Below are 19490 nucleotides of genomic sequence, written 5' to 3'. Positions count from 1 at the left end.
GAAACTTCGCCTTTTTATTTTTACCCATAATTTGTAAAGTCTTCATTTTTATTTAGCTGTAACTATCATAGTACTAGTTGTTTTCATTTTTTCAATCCTTATTTGAGTTCTAATACTCTAGTTATCCGATAGTTATATTTGTATTGTTAATTTTTTTAACTTATTGCATAAATAGTAGGAAAATATTTACTAATATTGTGTTAACTAATAATCAATACAATATTAATTATGAAAAACTTAAATTTTAAAAGAACCTACCTACTAGGGTTAACTTTTGTAGCAGTTTTACAATCTTGTTCTAAAGATACAGACTCTTTGGAACAGCAAACCGAAGTTGCAGAAGCACAAGAGTTGGCAATTTCTGAAGCTTTTGAAAACGAATTATATGAATGTGGTTATGTAGACGGAAACTGGAGTAGTACAGCATATTTAAGCAGTTCTATAGGAACGTCTTCTGAGACTAATTTTATGCAAACACAAAACTCTAAAATTGCAGCAGTATGGGGAAGACCAGCTGTGCCACTTAGTTTTGTAAAAGACAACTCTAACCCTAACTCTACTTACAATGCTATATCTTATGGTAGTGGTAAAATTTATTACGGAGAAGCCATTTATAATGCTGCAAAGGCACAAGGGCAAATAGCAAATGTTATGATATTAGCACATGAGTTTGCTCATCAATTACAATTTACATACGGTTACCCATCTAAAAATGAATCTACTGCCAGAGCAGCAGAATTAGAGGCAGATGGTATGGCAGGTTACTATTTAAGAAGACCTAATGGCTATAACAAAACTAGTTTTTCTCAGATAGCTACTGCTTATGAATTTGCAGCTTCTATTGGAGATAATAACACAACCAGTCCTGGTCACCACGGGCGTAGTTACCAAAGACGCTCTGCAGTAAGATTAGGGTTTTTATTAGGTGCTTATGATTTAAATGCGGCTAGTTTTGACTACAACTTTTTTTACTACTATAACGGAGTTTTAAATGGATCTTACAAGCAAGAAAAATCTGAATATTTTAATGCAGAATTAGATAAGTATATACGTTCTTACGCAAAAGAATTGCAAAAAATTAGCAACGGAGAAATGTCTGATGAAGAGTATTTTAATCTAGATTAAAAATTTATGAACACCTACTTTAGTATAATTTTTTAATTAGCGCTAAAATTTTAACAAAACTATGGGATTTTTGAGTTGAATTTCTAGTTGGTTTTTGGAGAAAAGACGAAGGAAACTTCGTCTTTTTGTTTGCTTGTAATCAAGCTATTAGGGTGCATTTCATCGATATTATTTGCAATATTCTATGTTATTGTGTTAATTTTTTTGCAGATTTTTTTTTTTATTAGACACAATACCAGTAATTTAGCAGAGCCATAGCATAAGTAGGTTAAGTTTATGGTAAGATTTGGGACGAAAAGGGTAGAGACTTCTCTGCCCTTTTCTATTTTATAGAATTAAGTAGAAATTTTATATAAAAAAAGCCACTCTAAAATTAGAGTGGCTTTTGTATTTTTAAGTGTAATTTTTTATTTGTTACTAGCGTAAAGTTCAGATACTTTTTCCCAGTTAATTACATTAAAAAATCCACCAATATAGTCAGGTCTTCTGTTTTGGTAATTTAAGTAATAAGCATGTTCCCAAACGTCTAATCCTAAAATAGGAAAACCGCCACAACCAACACCAGGCATTAATGGGTTATCTTGGTTAGGAGAAGAACAAACCTCTACTTTACCACCTTTATGTACACATAACCAAGCCCAACCAGAACCAAATCTAGTTGCTGCTGCAGTAGAAAAAGCTTCTTTAAAAGCATCAAAAGAACCATAAGCATCATTAATAGCTGTTGCTAACTCGCCAGTTGGTTCTCCGCCACCGTTTGGAGACATTACTTCCCAAAAAAGTGAGTGATTGTAAAAACCACCACCGTTGTTACGTACTGCACCATTACTCATATCTAAATTAGTTAAGATATCTTCTATAGGTTTCCCAGCTAAATCAGTACCTTCAATAGCACCGTTAAGTTTAGTTGTGTATCCGTTGTGATGTTTAGTATGGTGAATCTCCATAGTTCTTGCATCAATATGTGGTTCTAACGCATCATATGCGTAAGGTAATTTTGGTAATTCAAAAGCCATAATTATATCTATTTTTAAGTTAAAAAAATGTCGTAGCTCAAATTTACAATATTCTAAGGCATTTTCCATAACGTTTCTGTTAAGAACATTGTAATATTATGTAATTTGCAGCTAAAAACTAGTTGGAAACTTCGCCTTACAAAATATACAGTGCATCTGCAGGTTCTGGTAAAACGTATACCTTGGCCAAGGAATACCTTAAAATAATTTTATCTTCTGCAACAGCAAAAAGTTACAGACAAATATTAGCCATTACATTTACCAATAAGGCTGTTAATGAAATGAAACAGCGAATTTTAGATAATTTGTATGCTTTTAGTAAAGTAGATGAAGAGAATAAGCCATCAGACTTATTTTTAGATGTTGCTAAAGAGCTAAATGTTTCTACTGAAGAGTTACAAAAAAGAGCTAAACAAGTACATAAAAGTATACTACACAATTACGCTTTTTTTGATATTTCTACCATAGATAAGTTTACACACAGGCTTATTAGAACCTTTGCTAAGGATTTAAAAATACCTCAGAATTTTGAGGTTGTTTTAGATATAGAATTGTTGTTGTCTGAAGCTGTAGAAAGATTGCTAGCAAAAGCTGGTACAGATAAGCTTTTAACAAGCACGTTATTAGAATTTACTTTTGAGAAAATTGATGATGACAAAAGCTGGGATATTTCTTTTGATTTAAATAAAGTGGGTAAAATGTTGTTTAATGAAAACAACATAGAACACTTAAAAAGTTTTAAAACTAAAAGCATTACCAATTTTTTAGAACTTAAAAAAACGCTTTCGTCTACCATTAAAAATTTAGAAGATGCAGCTATACAAAAAGCAAAAACTGTAGATATTTTAATACAAACAGAAGGTATAGATGTTGCAGATTTCCCTAGGCAAACATTGCCAAATCATTTTAAAAAAATAGTAGAAGGTGAGTTTAGTTTACTTAAATTATATAAAAATAAACTAGGTGAAAATTTAGAACAGGGTAAAATATTTAAAGCTACCGTTAAAAATGCACCAGACCACATAGCTCCTATGTTGTTAGAAATTTATAACAGTGTAAAAAATACCATTTATCAAAGGGCAATGTATAAAAATGTGTACGCTAATCTTGTGCCATTAACTGTTTTAAATGAAATACAAAAAGAAATTAATGCTATTTGCAAAGAAAGAGATCAGTTAACTTTAGCATCTTTTAATGCAATAATTTCTAAAGAAATAAAAAACCAGCCAGCACCATTTATTTATGAGAGGCTTGGTGAAAAATACAGACACTATTTTGTAGATGAGTTTCAAGATACCTCAGAGCTTCAGTGGCAAAACTTAATACCATTAATAGGTAATGCTCTAGAAAGTTTAGATGATTATGGTAAAAAAGGATCACTTTTATTGGTTGGTGATGCCAAACAGGCTATTTACAGATGGCGTGGTGGTAAGGCAGAACAATTTATAAAGTTAACTAATAAAGAAGAATTGCCTTATGTTTTAGAACCAAAAACCACAGAACTACCAAGAAACTACAGGAGTTATTCAGAAATTATTAATTTCAACAATAACTTTTTTACCATTACAAGTAACTTGCTAAACAATACTGCTTATGCAGATTTGTATGTGTCTGGAAATAAGCAAGAAATAAACACAAAAACGGGTGGTTTGGTAACGTTGTCTTTTATTCCTAATGAAAAAGAGGAGCAAGATAACGACTTGTACTGTGAGTCGGTTTTAGAAACAATAACAGCGCTAACATCAGAAAAAAAATACAATTATAAAGATATTTGCATTTTAGTACGCTCTAACAACCACAGTTATGTGTTGGCAGATTTTTTAACATCTAAAGAAATTCCTGTAATATCATCAGAATCTCTGTTGCTAAAGAGTAGTGAAAAAGTAAGTTTTTTATTAAACCTTTTAACTTATAGTACGCAGCCTAAAGACAAAGACACAGCTTATGAAATTTTATATTTTTTGGCAGAGAAAGGTGAAGATACGCACCAATTTATACAAAAGCATTTAAACAGTTTAGAAGAGTTTTTATTACAGCAATATGGTTTTGCAATAGATAAATTAAAACAATTATCTGTTTTTGATGCTTTTGAAAAGGCTATTCATCAATTTAAACTAGCAGAAACATCAGATGCTTACCTTATTAGTTTAATGGATGAGGTTTTAGATGGAGAACAAAAAGACGGTGTTAGTGCCCAAACCTTTTTAACTTATTGGGACAAGAAAAAAGACAAATTATCATTAAAAGCACCAGACAATATTAATGCTGTGCAAATAATGACCGTGCATAAATCTAAAGGGTTAGAGTTTCCTATTGTAATTTTTCCGTTTGCCAATTCCTTTATATATGGTAAAGATGAAAAAATATGGCTGCCTGTAGATCCAGAGCAATTTAATGGTTTTTCAGAAGTATTAGTTACCAAAAAGCAAGAAATGGAACAATATGGAGACTTAGCGGCAAAACTATTTTTAGACGAACATAGTAAACAAGAGCTAGATGCCTTTAATGTATTGTATGTGGCATTAACCAGAGCAGTAAAAGCACTATATATAATAAGCAAAAAAGAGCTAAATACTAAAGGAGAACCTAGTGTTAACAAATATTCTGGTTTATTTATTAAATATTTGCAGCAACTGGGCTTGTGGTCAGACACACAATTAACCTATAGCTTTGGTAATTTGCAAATAGCAGAAGAAAGCACTGCTAAAGTAGAAAAGTTAAACCACATAAATTATCAATACTCTACTAAAGATAGGCCTAGTTTTAAAATACTTACCAAATCTGGTATGTTGTGGGAAACAGGCAGAGACGTAGCGTTAGAAAAAGGAAACTTAATACACCTGCTATTAAGTTATGTAAAAACTAAAAAAGATGTAGATAAGGCCATATCAATAGTAATAAGAGACGGACATTTAACTCCTTTAGATGTAGCAGTAACAAAACAAAAAGTACTTACTATAATAGAACACCCAGATTTAGCTAAATATTATAAAGAAGGAAATATTGTTAAGAATGAAAAGGATATAATTACAGCAGAAGGATTACTTTTGCGCCCAGATAGAGTTGTAATTAACACAAATAATGAGGCAACTGTTATAGATTACAAAACAGGTACACCAAATAATAGTTACCATCAACAAGTAAATAGTTATGCTTATGCACTAGAGGCTATGAATTATAAAGTAGTATCTAAGATAATAGTATATATAAATGATAATATAACTCCAGAATTTATAATTTAAAATTATGTACGGAAAAATTAAAGAACACTTACAAGAAGAACTAGACGCAATAAAAGAAGCAGGTCTATACAAAACAGAGCGTATTATAACGTCTCCACAAGATGCTGTTATAAAAATATCTACAGGAGAAGAAGTTATAAATTTTTGTGCAAACAACTATTTAGGGTTGTCTTCTCATCCAGATGTTGTGCAAGCAGCAAAAGATGCTATGGATACACACGGTTTTGGAATGTCATCTGTACGTTTTATTTGTGGTACACAAGATATACATAAAGAGTTAGAGCAAAAAGTAGCTAATTTTTATGGTACAGAAGATACCATATTATACGCAGCAGCTTTTGATGCTAATGGTGGTGTTTTTGAACCTTTATTAACTGCAGAAGACGCTATAATATCAGATTCATTAAATCATGCTTCAATTATAGATGGTGTACGTTTATGTAAAGCAAAGCGATATAGATATGCTAATAATGATATGGCAGATTTAGAAAAGCAACTTAAACAAGCTAATGAAGACGGATCTAGATTTAAAATAATAGTTACAGATGGAGTTTTCTCTATGGATGGTTTATTGGCGCCATTAGATAAAATATGTGATTTAGCAGATAAGTATGATGCATTGGTAATGATTGATGAATGCCATTCTGCCGGATTTATAGGAGAAACAGGTCGCGGAACACTAGAAGAAAAAGGAGTTTTAGACCGTATAGATATTATTACAGGTACTTTAGGAAAAGCACTAGGTGGTGCAATGGGAGGCTATACTACGGGTAAAAAAGAAATTATAGAAATTTTAAGACAACGCTCTAGACCATATTTATTTTCTAATTCCTTAGCTCCTGCAATTGTAGGTGCATCTATTAAGGTTTTTGATATGCTAGATAAAGACACCACCTTAAGAGATAAGTTGGCAGAAAATACGGCATATTTTAAAAAAAGAATGAAAGCAGCTGGATTAGATATTATAGACGGAGATTCTGCCATAGTGCCAGTAATGCTGTATGATGCCAAGCTTTCTCAAAAAATGGCTGATATGCTTTTGGATAGAGGTATTTACGTAATAGGATTTTTCTTTCCTGTAGTGCCAAAAGGTAAAGCAAGAATAAGAGTTCAGTTATCTGCAGCGCATAAAAAAGAGCATTTAGACCAAGCAATTGCAGCTTTTACCGAGGTTGGAAAAGAACTTGGAATCATTTAATTAAGTTAATTTTTTTACTAATTGTGTTAAAAAAAAGGGTTGTTTGATTTTGTTAATAAATCCTAACAACTTACATTTGCAGCTTACAAACACTTAAAACTTAAATTTTAAAGCATGAAAAATCTTAGCAAATTAATGCTTGTTGCCTTACTACTAGTAGGGGTAAACAACATACAAGCGCAAGACGAAAATAATCCTTGGCAGATTAGCTTTGGTGTAAACGCAGTTGATATGTACCCAACTAATGATGAGGATGCCGTTTACCCTACAGGAGAATTGTTTGATGAGTACTTTAACGCTACTGATCACTGGAACATTCTTCCTTCTATCTCTTATATTGGAGTTTCTAGATCTGTAGGTAATGGTTTCTCTGTAGGAGTTAGAGGTTCTTTAAATAGAATTGAAAACTTAGGAGACTGGTCAGCTGATGATCTATCTTACTACGGTTTAGATGGTGCAATTAAATATGCATTCTTAAAAAACACAACAATTGATCCTTTCGTTGAAATCGGTGGTGGTTACACGTGGGTTGATGAAATTGGATCTGGTACTGTAAATGGTGGTATTGGTGTTAACGTATGGTTCTCTGAGAACATAGGTTTAACATTACAAACTGGTTACAAGCACGGATTTGAAGATTACAGCGTTAAACATTTCCAACACTTAGCTGGTCTTGCTATCAAATTTGGTGGTGCTGATACAGATGGTGACGGTGTTTATGACAAAGATGATGCTTGTCCAGAAGTTGCTGGTTTAGAAGCTTTCAACGGTTGTCCTGATGCTGATGGTGATGGTATCGAAGACAGCAAAGATGCTTGTCCTAACGAAGCTGGATCTAAAGAAATGAACGGTTGTCCTGATGCTGATGGTGATGGTATTGCTGATAAAGATGATGCTTGTCCTAATGAAGCAGGTACTGCTGCATTAAACGGTTGTCCTGATGCTGATGGTGACGGTGTTGCTGATAAAGATGACAAATGTCCTTCTGAAGCTGGTCCTGCTGCAAACAACGGATGTCCTTGGGAAGATAAAGATAAAGATGGTGTTTTAGATAAGGATGATAAATGTCCAGAGGTTGCTGGTACTGTTGCTAACAACGGTTGTCCTGAAGTAACTGAAGAAGTTCAGAAAAAATTAAATGATTACGCTAGAACTATCTTATTTGATACAGGTAAATCTTCTATCAAAGCTGAGTCTACTGCTGTTATGGTAGATATCATTACTATCTTAAAAGAGTACCCTAACGCTAAGTTTACTGTTGAAGGTCATACTGATAGTGTAGGTTCTGCTACTTTAAACCAGAAGTTATCTGAGTCTAGAGCTCTTTCTGTAAAAGAATTTTTAGTAGAAAAAGGAATTGGAGAATTTAGATTATCTGCTGTAGGTTACGGTGAAGATAAGCCAATTGCTACTAACAAAACTAGAGCTGGTAGAAAGCAAAACAGAAGAGTTGAAATCAACTTAGTAAAATAATAAGAGTTTAAAACTCTAATTTTATAGAAAAGGCTCCGCAATTGCGGAGCTTTTTTTATTTTTAACCCATGCAAAGCTTTTTAGAAGAAACACTACTTACAATTATTAAAAAAGAAGGTTCATTAGAGAACCTTATTTTTGTTTTACCAAGTAAACGTGCAGGTACGTTTCTTAAAAATGCAATTTCTAAACATACCAGCAGCACAATATTTGCTCCAGAAATACAGAGTATTGAAGATTTTGTAGAAAACATTTCTGGCTTAGCTTATGCGTCTAGTACACAGCAACTTTTTGAGCTTTATAAAGCTTACACAACTACAGTAAAAGGAGAACAAGACACTTTTTATGCGTTTTCTAAATGGGGAACTACGCTACTACAAGATTTTAATGAAATTGATAGGTATTTGGTAGATACCAAAAAAATATTTTCACACTTAAATGCAGTACAAGAAATTAATCATTGGACTGTAGAAAAGGATAAGAGTACCATTATTACCAATTATATGGCTTTTTGGAACTCATTAGAGGAGCTGTATACAGCTTTTAATACATCATTAAAGCAAGATGGTCTGGGCCACCAAGGATTAGTATACAGAGAGGCTTGTGCTAATTTAAATGCTTATATACAAAGCACCAGTAAACAAAAACATCTTTTTATTGGTTTTAATGCTCTAAATACTGCTGAAGAATTAATTATACAAACCATACTAGAAAATACAAACGCAGAAATTTATTGGGATTTAGACGAGTATTTTTATAGTGACCCTGTGCATGATGCTGGCTTTTTTATTCGTCAGTTTAGCAAACAATGGTACTACTTTAAAGACAAGCCCTTACAAGTTACTAATGGCAATTATTTAACACCAAAAAATATAACTATTACAGGTGTTCCTAAAAATGTATCTCAGGCAAAATATATAGGTAGTGTTTTGGGTAAATTGTATAATGATAAAAAAAGTATGTTAACCAATACAGCAGTTGTATTAGGAGATGAAACACTTTTAAATCCATTAATAAATGCCATACCAGAAGAAATAAATGGCATTAACATAACAATGGGTTTTCCGTTACATAAATCGCCTTTAGAGAGTTTATTTTCACAGTTGTTTGACCTTTATATACGTAAAGATGAAAAAGGTTGGTACTACCAGCATGTAACAACTGTACTAAACCACCCATATATACAATTATTGTTTGCAACAGAAGACAATACAATAAATGCTGCAGATGCAATATGCAACCAAATTAAGAGTAGAAACTGGATTTATGTAGACGTAGCCAAACTGCAATTAATTAGTAGTACAAGTAATTTAGACTTACTTTTTTATAAGTCAAACTTAACTGTTCCTGTTTTTATTAAAAAATGCTTAGCACTTATTTTAGCTGTAAAAGAAAAAATAAACGCAGAGGGTAACGGGTTAGAGTTAGAGTATTTATACAGATTTCATCAATTGTTTAACCAGCTAAATAATTTAGTGGTTAAATACCCTTTTTTAAATGATTTGCAGTCGCTCTTTGGTTTATATAAAGAGTTATTATCTAGTGAAACTTTAGACTTTAAAGGAGAGCCTTTAAAAGGTTTGCAAATTATGGGAATGCTAGAAAGTAGAAATCTAGATTTTGAAACCGTATTATTAACATCTGTAAATGAGGGCATTTTGCCTTCAGGTAAATCTAACAATTCTTTTATTCCTTTTGATATTAAAAAGATGTATGGTTTACCTACCTATAAAGAAAAAGATGCCGTTTATACGTATCATTTCTACAGACTTCTTCAACGTGCCAAAAACATACATTTGGTGTACAATACAGAACCAGATGTTTTAGAGGGAGGCGAGGTTAGTAGGCTTATTAGGCAATTGTTAGCAGATAGTAATATATCAAACTATATTACAGAAACTATTGCTTTTCCTGAAATAAAATCACCCAAAAAGAAAGTTGTTTCTATACAAAAAGATGCTCATTTAATGGAACTAATTAAAGGCATTGCTGCTTATGGTTTTTCTCCAACATCACTATCAAACTATATTAGAAATCCTTTAGATTTTTATAAAAAAAACATTTTAAAAATTAATGAGCTAGAAGAGGTTGAAGAAACAGTTGCTGCTAATACCTTTGGTACAATTGTACATGAAACTTTAGACGAGCTATACCAGCCGTTTGTAAATACTTTTTTAGAAGCTGAACAATTAAAAGCGTTACTGCCAAAAATAAATAGCACAGTACGTAAACATTTTGCTATACATTATAAAAATGTAAGTTTAGAAGAAGGTAAAAATTTAATAGCCTTTAACGTAGTTTTAAAATATGTAGAAAACTTTATTAAATTAGAAATTGAAAGTGCTAAAAAACATAAAATTAAAATTATAGGCTTAGAACTGTCTTTAAAAACAGCTATTAATGTACCTGGAGTAAATTTTCCTGTTCATATAAAAGGTAAATTAGACAGAATTGATGAGATAGATGGTGTTTTGCGTGTTATAGATTATAAAACAGGTAAAGTAGAGCAAAGAAACCTTAATTTAAGCAACTGGGAAGACATTGTAGAAGAGTATGATAAAAGCAAAGCTTTTCAATTATTGTGTTATGCTTATATGTATAATCATTTGGTTCCTGTAGATAAAGTAGAAGCAGGAATTTTTTCTTTTAAAAATATTAAGGCAGGTATATTAAAGTTTTCAGAGAATAAAAATTCTATAATTACACAGGACACTTTACTTAAATTTACAAAAGAATTGCATAAATTAGTAGGTGCAATTTGTGATCCAGACCAGCCATTTGTAGCTAAAGAGATAAAATAAACTAACAGTGCATTTCGTCGAGTTTACCTGCATTTTAAAGGGGTTTTAAGACGTTGGTTAAATGTGCAAATTTATCCATCTACAGTAAACTACCATTCGTCTACACTAATTTACTGTTCAACTTTATAGTAAAAATTAATTAGAAATGGGATATTACATTTGCAGATATAAAAATTAGAGCTATGAATATTTTATTTATTGAAGACGACATGATCGAGACGATGAAGCTGAAGAGAACGATCTCTAAACTTCAATTAAAACACAACATTACCGAAGCAAAAAACGGTGAGGAAGCTCTAGATATACTACAATCTGGAAATACATTACCAGATATAATTTTGTTAGATTTAAATATGCCAAGAATGAGTGGCACTGAGTTTTTAAGTGTTTTAAAGGCAGATGAAAAGCTTAAATTTTTACCAACAATAGTATTAACTACATCAGAAAATAGAGCAGATTTATTAGAATGTTATAGAATAGGAATTGCAGGTTATGTAATAAAGCCTCTAAAATATGAGGATTATGAAACCAAATTACAAAGTGTTTTAAACTACTGGGACAACAATGAACTAGTAAAAGGCTAGTAATTTTAACACCTTTCACAACAAAAATTACACCCTAGGTATCCTTTTTCTTACTTTTACAGCTCTAAATGTCTAATTATGAAGGGAGTTGTATTTACAGAGTTTTTAGAAATGGTAGAATCTAAGTTTGGATTAGAAACTGTAGACACCATAATAGAAAACTCTAATTTGCCATCAGAAGGAATTTACACATCTGTTGGAACGTATAATTTTAATGAAATGGTAAGTCTTATTACCAGTTTAAGCTCTGAGGTAAAAACACCAGTAGGAGATTTAATTTATGCTTTTGGTTTATTTTTGTTTGACGGTTTGGCTAAAGCACACCCAGATGTTATTAAAAGCTATAACTCACCGTTAAGCCTCATCTATTCTATTGAAGACCACATACACGTACACGTTAAAAAATTATATCCAGACGCAGAATTACCTACGTTTAAAATTTTAGAAAAGACAGACACATCTATTTCTATGGTATACTCATCTAGCAGAGGATTGTACCAATTAGCGCACGGCTTAATAGAAAAATCTTTTGAGCATTTTAATAGCAGTGCAACTGTAACGTACAAACTTTTAAATGAAAACGGTACCGAAGTAAAATTTGACATTACCCAGAATGGATAGTAACAAAGAAATTTTATTACTAAAAAAGGCGTTAGAAAGACAGAAAAAAGCAAGGCTACAAGCAGAAAAAATTTTAGAAGTAAAATCTAAAGAGCTTTTTGATACTACCTTACACCTTAAACAAGCTAATAATAAATTAGAGAATTTATTAACCGAAACTACCTCTAAATTAGATGGTGGTTTTGTTAATATTATAGACCCATACGTAGTAATGGATCTTAGCTTTAATGTTGTTAATATGAACAGTTCTGCTAGAGAATTTTTAGGGTATGACAACACTAAAGAAACTATTAACCTGCCAAAATTAGTGCACAAAGATTTTATGCAATACACCATAGAATCTTTTAAAACTCTAATGCAAATAGGTACGTTAAAAAACTACAGATCTAAAATTATCACAAAAAATGGCACACATAAATGGGTGCAAATAAATACTAGTGTAATTTATGATAAAGAACAAAAACCAATAGGTGCACAAGGTATTATAAGAGACATTAGTAAAGAAACTGAAATTAAGGAAATGCTAAGCGAGCAAAAAAGACAATTAGACATAATTGTAGAAAACTCTCCGCTAGGTATTGTACTAACAGTTAATGATGAAATAATAAAGAGTAACGCTACATTTGCGGCGCTTTTAGGATACCCAGAAAATGTTGCCAGAAAATTAAAATTATCAGACATATCTGAGTCCGAGGATGAAGAAATGACAAAAAAATTAGAGTCTGACTTAAATGCAGGTTTAATAGATAATTTTTCTATTGTAAAAAGATTTTTCAAAAAAAATGGAGCTCAGATTTTAGCAAAAGCTAGTATTAGTGCCGTTAAAAATAACGAAGGCAAAGTAGAGTACCAGGTTTGCGTAATAGAAGACATCACAAAAGAGCGCCAAGCAGAAGAAAAAATAAAAGCAGAAAAAGAAAAGTACAGGGGTATTATTGCTAATATGAATTTAGGTATGGTAGAAGTTACCATAGATAATGAAGTACAGCTTGTTAACCAGAGTTTTTGTAAAATGAGCGGATACTCTAAAGATGAACTTTTAGGGGAAGATGCTGTAAAAATATTGAAGATAGAGAACTCTGAAAGAATAGAGAAAAAGTCTGAAAATAGATTAAAAGGAATCTCTGACTCTTATGAAATAAAAATAAAAAATAAAAAAGGAGAAACAAGACACTGGCTAGTAAGTGGTGCTCCAAATTATAATGAAGAAGGCAAGGTTGTAGGTTCTATAGGTATACATTTAGATATTACAGAGCAAAAAGAATTAGAGTTACAAAAGGAGCAATTATTAAAAGAGCTTAAAATTAGTAATGATGGTTTACAAGAATATGCCCATATAGTTTCTCATGACCTTAAATCTCCATTACGTAGTATTAGTGCTTTAGCTACTTGGACTTATGAAGATTATAAAGACGTTTTAGATGAAGCAGGTGTGCAAAACCTAACGTTAATGCAAGAGAAAGTTGCATTCATGGACAAGCTAATTCACGGAATTTTAGAGTATTCTACAGCTGGTAGCGCACAAATGTCTACCAGTAAAGTAGATTTAAATACTGTAATAACAGACATTACAGAGAGTATTTATATTCCAGATCATGTACAGGTAGTTGTTCCAAAAAAACTACCGCTTTTAAACGCAGATAGTACAAAAATGCATCAGCTTTTCCAAAATATTATTGGAAATGCAGTTGTTCATATTGAAGCAGAAAAAGGATTAGTACAAGTACTTTATAAAGAAGAACCACAGCATTGGCAATTTTGTATAGAAGATAATGGTGTTGGTATCCCAGAAAAGTTTCATAAAAAGATATTCGAAATTTTTCAATCAATAGGAGATAATGAGCGCTCTACGGGTATAGGCCTATCAATAGTTAAAAAAATTGTAGACCGTTATGAAGGTAATGTATGGGTAGAGAGTGAGTTAGGTAAAGGGACAAAATTCTTTTTTACTTTAAAAAAAGATCTTAATAATTAATTTTAGTTATGAAAATAGTACAAGCAAAAAAAGAAAAAGGAGCTAATTTTATTTTTATAACAGATAAAATTACTTTAAAAGACCCTTTGGTTTTAGTTTTTGGTAATAGATTTTTATTAGAAGAAGAAAATCTATATCAAGAAATTAAAGAGATGTTTCCTAACGGAAATGTTGTTTTTGGGAGTACTTCAGGAGAAATAATTGGAGATAAAGTATCAGAAAATACAATTGTTTTAACTGCTATAGAGTTTGAAAAATCTACCTATATAGTAAAAAGTAAAAATGTAAAAGAGTTTGGTTATAACGATTTGGATTTAGGAGCTAAGTTAATTGAAGAGTTTCCTAAAAAAGATCTGAAACACATTTATATAATTTCTGAAGGAAGCACGGTAAATGGTAGTGCTTTAATAGAAGGAATTGAAAAAGAAAAACACATATCTATTGGGTTGTCTGGCGGTTTATGTGGGGATGATGCTAGGTTTGAAAAAACACTAGTGTCTAATAATGCTACACCTAAAGAAGGAGAAATTGTAGCTATAGGTTTTTATGGCAAAACATTAGAAATTACAAGTGCAAATTATGGTGGTTGGACCGGCTTTGGGCCAGAACGTATTATAACAAAGTCTAAGGGTAATGTTTTGTATGAGTTAGATGGGAAACCTGCATTAGACTTGTATAAAAAATACTTGGGAGATAAGGCAAAAGAATTACCAAAGTCAGCATTACTGTACCCATTAAATGTAAAAATTACTGAAGATTCACAACCAATTGTACGTACCATTATAAATATTGACGAAGATACAAATACGATGATATTAGCCGGTGATGTTCCGCAAGGATCTACTGTACAATTAATGATGTCTACTGTAGATGACATAGCTGAAGGTGCAAGTGTAGCTGCTAAATATGCTATTAGAAACAGAGAAAATCTTCCGCAATTAGCATTACTTGTTAGTTGTGTTGGCCGTAAGTTAGTTATGGATCAAAGAACAGAAGAAGAGGTAGAAGAAGTTTTAGATGTAATTGGCAACCAGTCTAAAATTATGGGGTATTATTCTTACGGAGAAATGGCTCCTTTTGAAGGTAACAATGCTTGTATGTTGCACAACCAAACAATGACATTAACTTTAATAAGCGAGTAATGCATTCACTTTTAAGAAGACAAATACGCAAAAATTTGCCAGAGGAGCTAAAAGGTAATCCAGATTTAGACAAATTTTTTAATGCAATAGAAAAATCTTATGAAGATTACGATGATAAAATTGCAATGATACAACGTGCTACTACTATTAGTGCACAAGAATTAAAAGCAGCAAATATAGAGTTGGCACAAGAGGCGCAAGAACAGAAGAAGACACTGCAAGCCTTAGAGCAAGCAGTTAATAGTCTTAATTTAAATTTAGATAATACAGAAGATATAGTGCACTCTAAACAAAATATAGTTAGTGCGCAAAAACTAGCCAAACATATTAGTAAGCAAGCAGAACATATTGCTTTGGTTACTAAAGAAAAAGATAACTTAGTTAAAGATTTAGAGGAGCAAAATAAATCTTTAAACAACTACGCCCACGTAGTATCTCATGATCTAAAATCTCCTATGCGTAATATTAATACGCTAATGAGTTGGATTGTTGAAGAAGAAAAACACAAGTTTACACAAGATAGTATTAATAATTGCGATTTAATATCTCAAAACTTGGTAAAAATGGACAAGCTAGTTAGTGGCATTTTAAAACACGCTACTATAGGCAATAATGAAGAAGCTAAAAGCAATGTAAATATTTCATTACTTTTAAAAGACATAAAAAGTACTATTTACATACCTAAAAACGTTACAATAAAAGTAGCAGACAATTTACCAACCTTATTTTTAGACAAATATAGGTTAGAGCAACTTTTTATGAACTTATTAACTAATGCTGTAAAAGCAACAGAGCATTTAGAAAATGGTATTGTAAATGTAGATGTTTTAGAAAAGCCTAACTATTGGCAATTTAGTATTAAAGACAATGGCAAGGGAATACCACAAAAATATTTGAATAAAATATTTGAAATGTTTAAAAAGCTAGATAATGATGTAGAATCTAATGGAATAGGGCTAGCATTAGTAGAAAAAATTGTAACTTTCTATGGAGGTAAAATTTGGGTAGATTCTAAGGAAGATGAAGGAACGGTATTTTATTTTACCATTAAAAAAAATTAATATGGAACAGCCCAACCTAAATTACGTACACAAACTAGCAGATGGTAATACAGAGTTTCTAAATCAATTTATAAGTATTATTAAAAGTGAGTTTCCTGAAGAAAACGAAACATATATTAACGCTGTTAACGCTAAGGATAATAAAGCCTCTGCAGAAATAGTACATAAGCTAAAACACAAATTTAATATTCTAGGGTTAGAAAAAGCATATGGTTTGGCAGTAACGTATGAAGAACAACTGTTAAAGGGAACATATGACTTACATACAGAATTTAAATTAATTTTAGAAAAAATAACAACCTACCTAAAAACCATTTAAACTATGAATTGTATTATAGTAGACGACGAGGCAACAGCTAGGTTAATAGTTGCACAACTTTGCTCTAACGTTGAAGAGTTAGAGGTTATAGATGCCTTTGGAAGCGCAATGGAGGCTATAAAGTTTTTAAATCAGAATACAGTAGATGTTATTTTTTTAGATATACATATGCCTGGTTTTAGTGGTTTTGACTTTGTACAAACATTAAAAAATCCGCCAAAAATTGTTTTAACAACCTCAGATACCAACTTCGCTATTGAGGCTTATGAGTATGAGTCAATTGTAGATTATTTAGTAAAACCAGTTACACAAGATCGTTTTAATAAATCTATACAAAAAGTAAAAGCAGCACTTGCTAAGGCTCCAGAACCAGAAACTGTTTCTGAGGACACTACAAAAAGCAACACAGCATTGGGCCAAGAACTATATATTAATATAGATAGACGTCTTATAAAAATTAACTTTAATGATATACAACTTATTGAAGCTAAAGGAGATTATATAGAGGTTAAAACAACAAAAGAAAACTACAGAGTACGCAATACTCTAAAAAAAATTAAAGACAAGTTACCAGAAAAGTTGTTTTTGCAAATACATAGATCTTATATAATTAATTTCACAAAAATTATAGATATAGAAGACAATAGTGTACTTATTGAGAAAAATGTAGTGCCTATTAGTAGGTCTAACAGGCCAGAATTAATGAGAAGGTTAAACCTATTATAATTTATATATCAGTAAAAAAAGCCCCAAATTGTATTGGGGTTTTTTATTTTATTTGATATTTTTTCTTCAGCTTATCTAAAAATAATGGTTTTTTTGTTAGGTAGTATTTTAGTTTAATACCAACTTCTGTAAACTCAAAACCAGCAGCAGTTGCAGAGGCAATGTTACTATATTTGCCATACACATCACCAATAAGTCTTTCAGAAAACTGGTGTGTTAAGCCAGCTTCGGCTCTAAAGAGTGAACTAGCATCTTGCTCCTCTACATATTGTAAGCCTGTAGCTGCACTAGCAAAATAATTTGTTTTTTCGTTTATTTTACCTCTTACATCACCAAAAAGTTCAAAGGCTTTATAGGTTTCTGGACTAAAGTAAATTACTGGTAATTGGTCTTTAAAAGTTATGTATTGGTAGTTTAGTCCAAATTTTAAAGCTGGTTTTCTTAACACATTATAATACAAAGAGGTAAAAAGTAAATTTCTCTCGTTATCATCTGTCTGTTTAGTATGTATTAGTTGTGTGTACCAACCTAAGTTAAAATTAGTGCTTAAATTGTAAATTAAGCTATAGTGGTTCATTACTATTTCTCTTTCTATAAGTTCTGCATTAAAACTTTGTACTTCTCTTTGGTAGCCCAAATCTAAGTTTAAAAAAGACAAAGGTTTAGTTTGTAACTTGGCTTGTAGTATAGGTTGTGTGTATGACGTGTTAGAAAACCTAGAGTTGTTAAAACCTGCAGAAGCTAATAAATTAGTTTGTGGCATTAACTTATACTCAACATCTGCTTGTACTAAATGTGCTGTTGCTTTATTGTTTGTTGTAGTGTTTTCTGTGGTTCTGTATTGGTATGTTACAGTTGTTTTAAATTTGGTAGATAAAGGTACCATCGCTGCTGTTTTTAAAGAAAGAGCAGTGTTGTCTCCATTATCAAACGTGTAGCTAACTTGTTGTTCTGCAAACGGAGTGTAGTTTTTATTTAATTTTTTTATAAGCCCAGTAGCATCTTTCTGTTTCGGAAAAATTTCTAATGTTTTATATGTTGTAACGTATGCAGGTACAATTTTATCTGAAGCAAATAAAGCATTTGCTTTACCTAAATTACCGTCAAAAGACAAACTATCATTAGCCAATATAGTATTGTAATTACTAATACTGGTTTTAAATTTAGAAGTATACATACCTAAAGTTGCTTTTAAAGACATCACCCAATTACGGTTTGGATATTTTTCTTCTAATACCTCTATTTCTTTTTTTGCAGAAACAAATTTGCGGTTCCAAATTAAAGCCTGTACGTAACGTTCGTTACTTTTTTCAATAAGTTCAAAATCTTCAATTTTTTCTGCCTTTTGTTTGGCATTAATGGCTGTTTCTAAGGCTATTTTGTCTTTTTCTCCAATATGCTCTGCTAGTGCAATTCCAATTAATGCGGTTACAGTATCTTTAGGTGTTTTAGCATATTGGTAATATGTATTTTTAGCTTTGTTTACATCTTTGGTAATTAAATAAATATTGGCCAAATTTAGGAGTGCATCTTTATCGTCCTTAAAATCTTCAAGTATTTCTTTTAATAAACTTTCTCCTTTTTTATAGTTTTGGTTATTAACGTAATAATTAGCGTAACCAAGCTTAATATACTTTTTAGATACTTTGGCACTATTATTATCAGGATCTACCTCTATAGCTTTGTTAACCCACTTTAAAGCCTCTTTATACTCTTTTAAGTTACTTAATGTGTTGGCATAACCTAATATGGCAGCAAAGTTTTTAGGGTTGTTTGCAACTAGGTCTGCGTATAATGGTTTGGCTTCTTTAAATTGATTGGCCCATAAAAAGGACTCGTAATAGTTTATTTGAACCTCAAAATCATTTGGGTGCTTTTCTAATAAACCTTTAAATATGGTATTAGCAACTTTAGGTTCTCCACTTAAACCTACTGCTCTACCGTAACATATTAATATTGTTTTATTGGTAGGGTAAGCTTGTGCCAATGGTTTAAAAAAAGTTTTAGCCTCTTTAAAATTGCCTTTTTCTAGCATTTTAAAACCAGGAGTTAAGTCTTCCTGTGCATAAACTGTTACAGTTGCAATAAGTAATAAATAGAATACAATTTTCTTCATTATAAAAACGGTAGGGTTAGTACTACAGTACTATAACGTACACATTCTGTATTTATTAGGCTTTTATGATTTAATTATGAGTTAGTTAAAT

14 protein-coding genes are annotated in these 19490 nt (G+C 31.4%); 12 read left to right on the top strand and 2 right to left on the bottom strand.

Features of this window, described 5'->3' with window-relative positions; all coding sequences use genetic code 11:
* The first annotated feature begins 228 nt into the window (after window positions 1–228).
* Complete coding sequence (locus tag CELLY_RS06270; RefSeq protein WP_013620823.1) at window positions 229–1125, top strand: metalloprotease; 897 nt, start codon at window positions 229–231, stop codon at window positions 1123–1125.
* A gap of 407 nt (window positions 1126–1532) precedes the next feature.
* On the opposite strand, the gene CELLY_RS06265 is transcribed toward CELLY_RS06270, so the two are convergent.
* On the bottom strand, window positions 1533–2141 hold the full coding sequence (locus CELLY_RS06265) for a superoxide dismutase (RefSeq protein ID WP_038507327.1): 609 nt from the start codon (window positions 2139–2141) through the stop codon (window positions 1533–1535).
* Between the two features lie 122 nt (window positions 2142–2263).
* On the opposite strand from CELLY_RS06265, the gene CELLY_RS06260 reads away from it, so the two are divergent.
* The 11 genes from CELLY_RS06260 (at window position 2264) to CELLY_RS06210 (ending at window position 17283) form a co-directional block, all read left to right on the top strand.
* Window positions 2264–5383 carry a UvrD-helicase domain-containing protein gene (locus tag CELLY_RS06260; protein WP_013620821.1) on the top strand — a complete coding sequence of 1040 codons (3120 nt, stop codon included), beginning with the start codon at window positions 2264–2266 and terminating at the stop codon, window positions 5381–5383.
* 4 nt (window positions 5384–5387) lie between these two features.
* Window positions 5388–6581: a glycine C-acetyltransferase gene (kbl, locus tag CELLY_RS06255; protein WP_013620820.1), complete on the top strand. Its 1194-nt coding sequence runs from the start codon at window positions 5388–5390 to the stop codon at window positions 6579–6581.
* Window positions 6582–6695: 114 nt separating this feature from the next.
* Window positions 6696–8054 (top strand): OmpA family protein, encoded by a 1359-nt coding sequence (locus CELLY_RS06250; protein ID WP_013620819.1) that lies wholly within the window; start codon window positions 6696–6698, stop codon window positions 8052–8054.
* A gap of 68 nt (window positions 8055–8122) precedes the next feature.
* Window positions 8123–10855 carry a PD-(D/E)XK nuclease family protein gene (locus CELLY_RS06245; RefSeq protein WP_013620818.1) on the top strand — a complete coding sequence of 911 codons (2733 nt, stop codon included), beginning with the start codon at window positions 8123–8125 and terminating at the stop codon, window positions 10853–10855.
* 182 nt (window positions 10856–11037) lie between these two features.
* Window positions 11038–11439, top strand: coding sequence for a response regulator (locus CELLY_RS06240; protein WP_013620817.1), 402 nt, complete (start codon window positions 11038–11040; stop codon window positions 11437–11439).
* 78 nt (window positions 11440–11517) lie between these two features.
* Window positions 11518–12060, top strand: a complete 543-nt coding sequence (locus CELLY_RS06235; RefSeq protein WP_013620816.1) for a heme NO-binding domain-containing protein — start codon at window positions 11518–11520, stop codon at window positions 12058–12060.
* Window positions 12053–14035 carry a PAS domain-containing sensor histidine kinase gene (locus CELLY_RS06230; RefSeq protein ID WP_013620815.1) on the top strand — a complete coding sequence of 661 codons (1983 nt, stop codon included), beginning with the start codon at window positions 12053–12055 and terminating at the stop codon, window positions 14033–14035. Before CELLY_RS06235 ends, CELLY_RS06230 begins: the two co-directional genes overlap by 8 nt.
* An 8-nt stretch (window positions 14036–14043) precedes the next feature.
* Window positions 14044–15177, top strand: a complete 1134-nt coding sequence (locus CELLY_RS06225; protein ID WP_013620814.1) for an FIST signal transduction protein — start codon at window positions 14044–14046, stop codon at window positions 15175–15177.
* On the top strand, window positions 15177–16238 hold the full coding sequence (locus tag CELLY_RS06220) for a sensor histidine kinase (protein ID WP_013620813.1): 1062 nt from the start codon (window positions 15177–15179) through the stop codon (window positions 16236–16238). The genes CELLY_RS06225 and CELLY_RS06220 overlap by 1 nt, the downstream gene beginning before the upstream one ends.
* 1 nt (window position 16239) lies before the next feature.
* Window positions 16240–16557 carry a hypothetical protein gene (locus CELLY_RS06215; protein ID WP_013620812.1) on the top strand — a complete coding sequence of 106 codons (318 nt, stop codon included), beginning with the start codon at window positions 16240–16242 and terminating at the stop codon, window positions 16555–16557.
* A gap of 3 nt (window positions 16558–16560) precedes the next feature.
* Complete coding sequence (locus CELLY_RS06210; protein ID WP_013620811.1) at window positions 16561–17283, top strand: LytR/AlgR family response regulator transcription factor; 723 nt, start codon at window positions 16561–16563, stop codon at window positions 17281–17283.
* A 43-nt stretch (window positions 17284–17326) separates the two neighbouring features.
* Here the strand turns inward: CELLY_RS06210 and CELLY_RS06205 are convergent, their stop codons facing one another.
* Window positions 17327–19399: a tetratricopeptide repeat protein gene (locus tag CELLY_RS06205; RefSeq protein WP_013620810.1), complete on the bottom strand. Its 2073-nt coding sequence runs from the start codon at window positions 19397–19399 to the stop codon at window positions 17327–17329.
* Between the last annotated feature and the right edge of the window lie 91 nt (window positions 19400–19490).

Origin of the sequence: Cellulophaga lytica DSM 7489 (assembly GCF_000190595.1) — a bacterium.
In the GTDB taxonomy this organism is placed as follows: Bacteria; Bacteroidota; Bacteroidia; order Flavobacteriales; family Flavobacteriaceae; genus Cellulophaga; species Cellulophaga lytica.
Note: the sequence above shows the minus strand (reverse complement) of the source record. Positions and strands in the feature narration are given on the sequence as shown.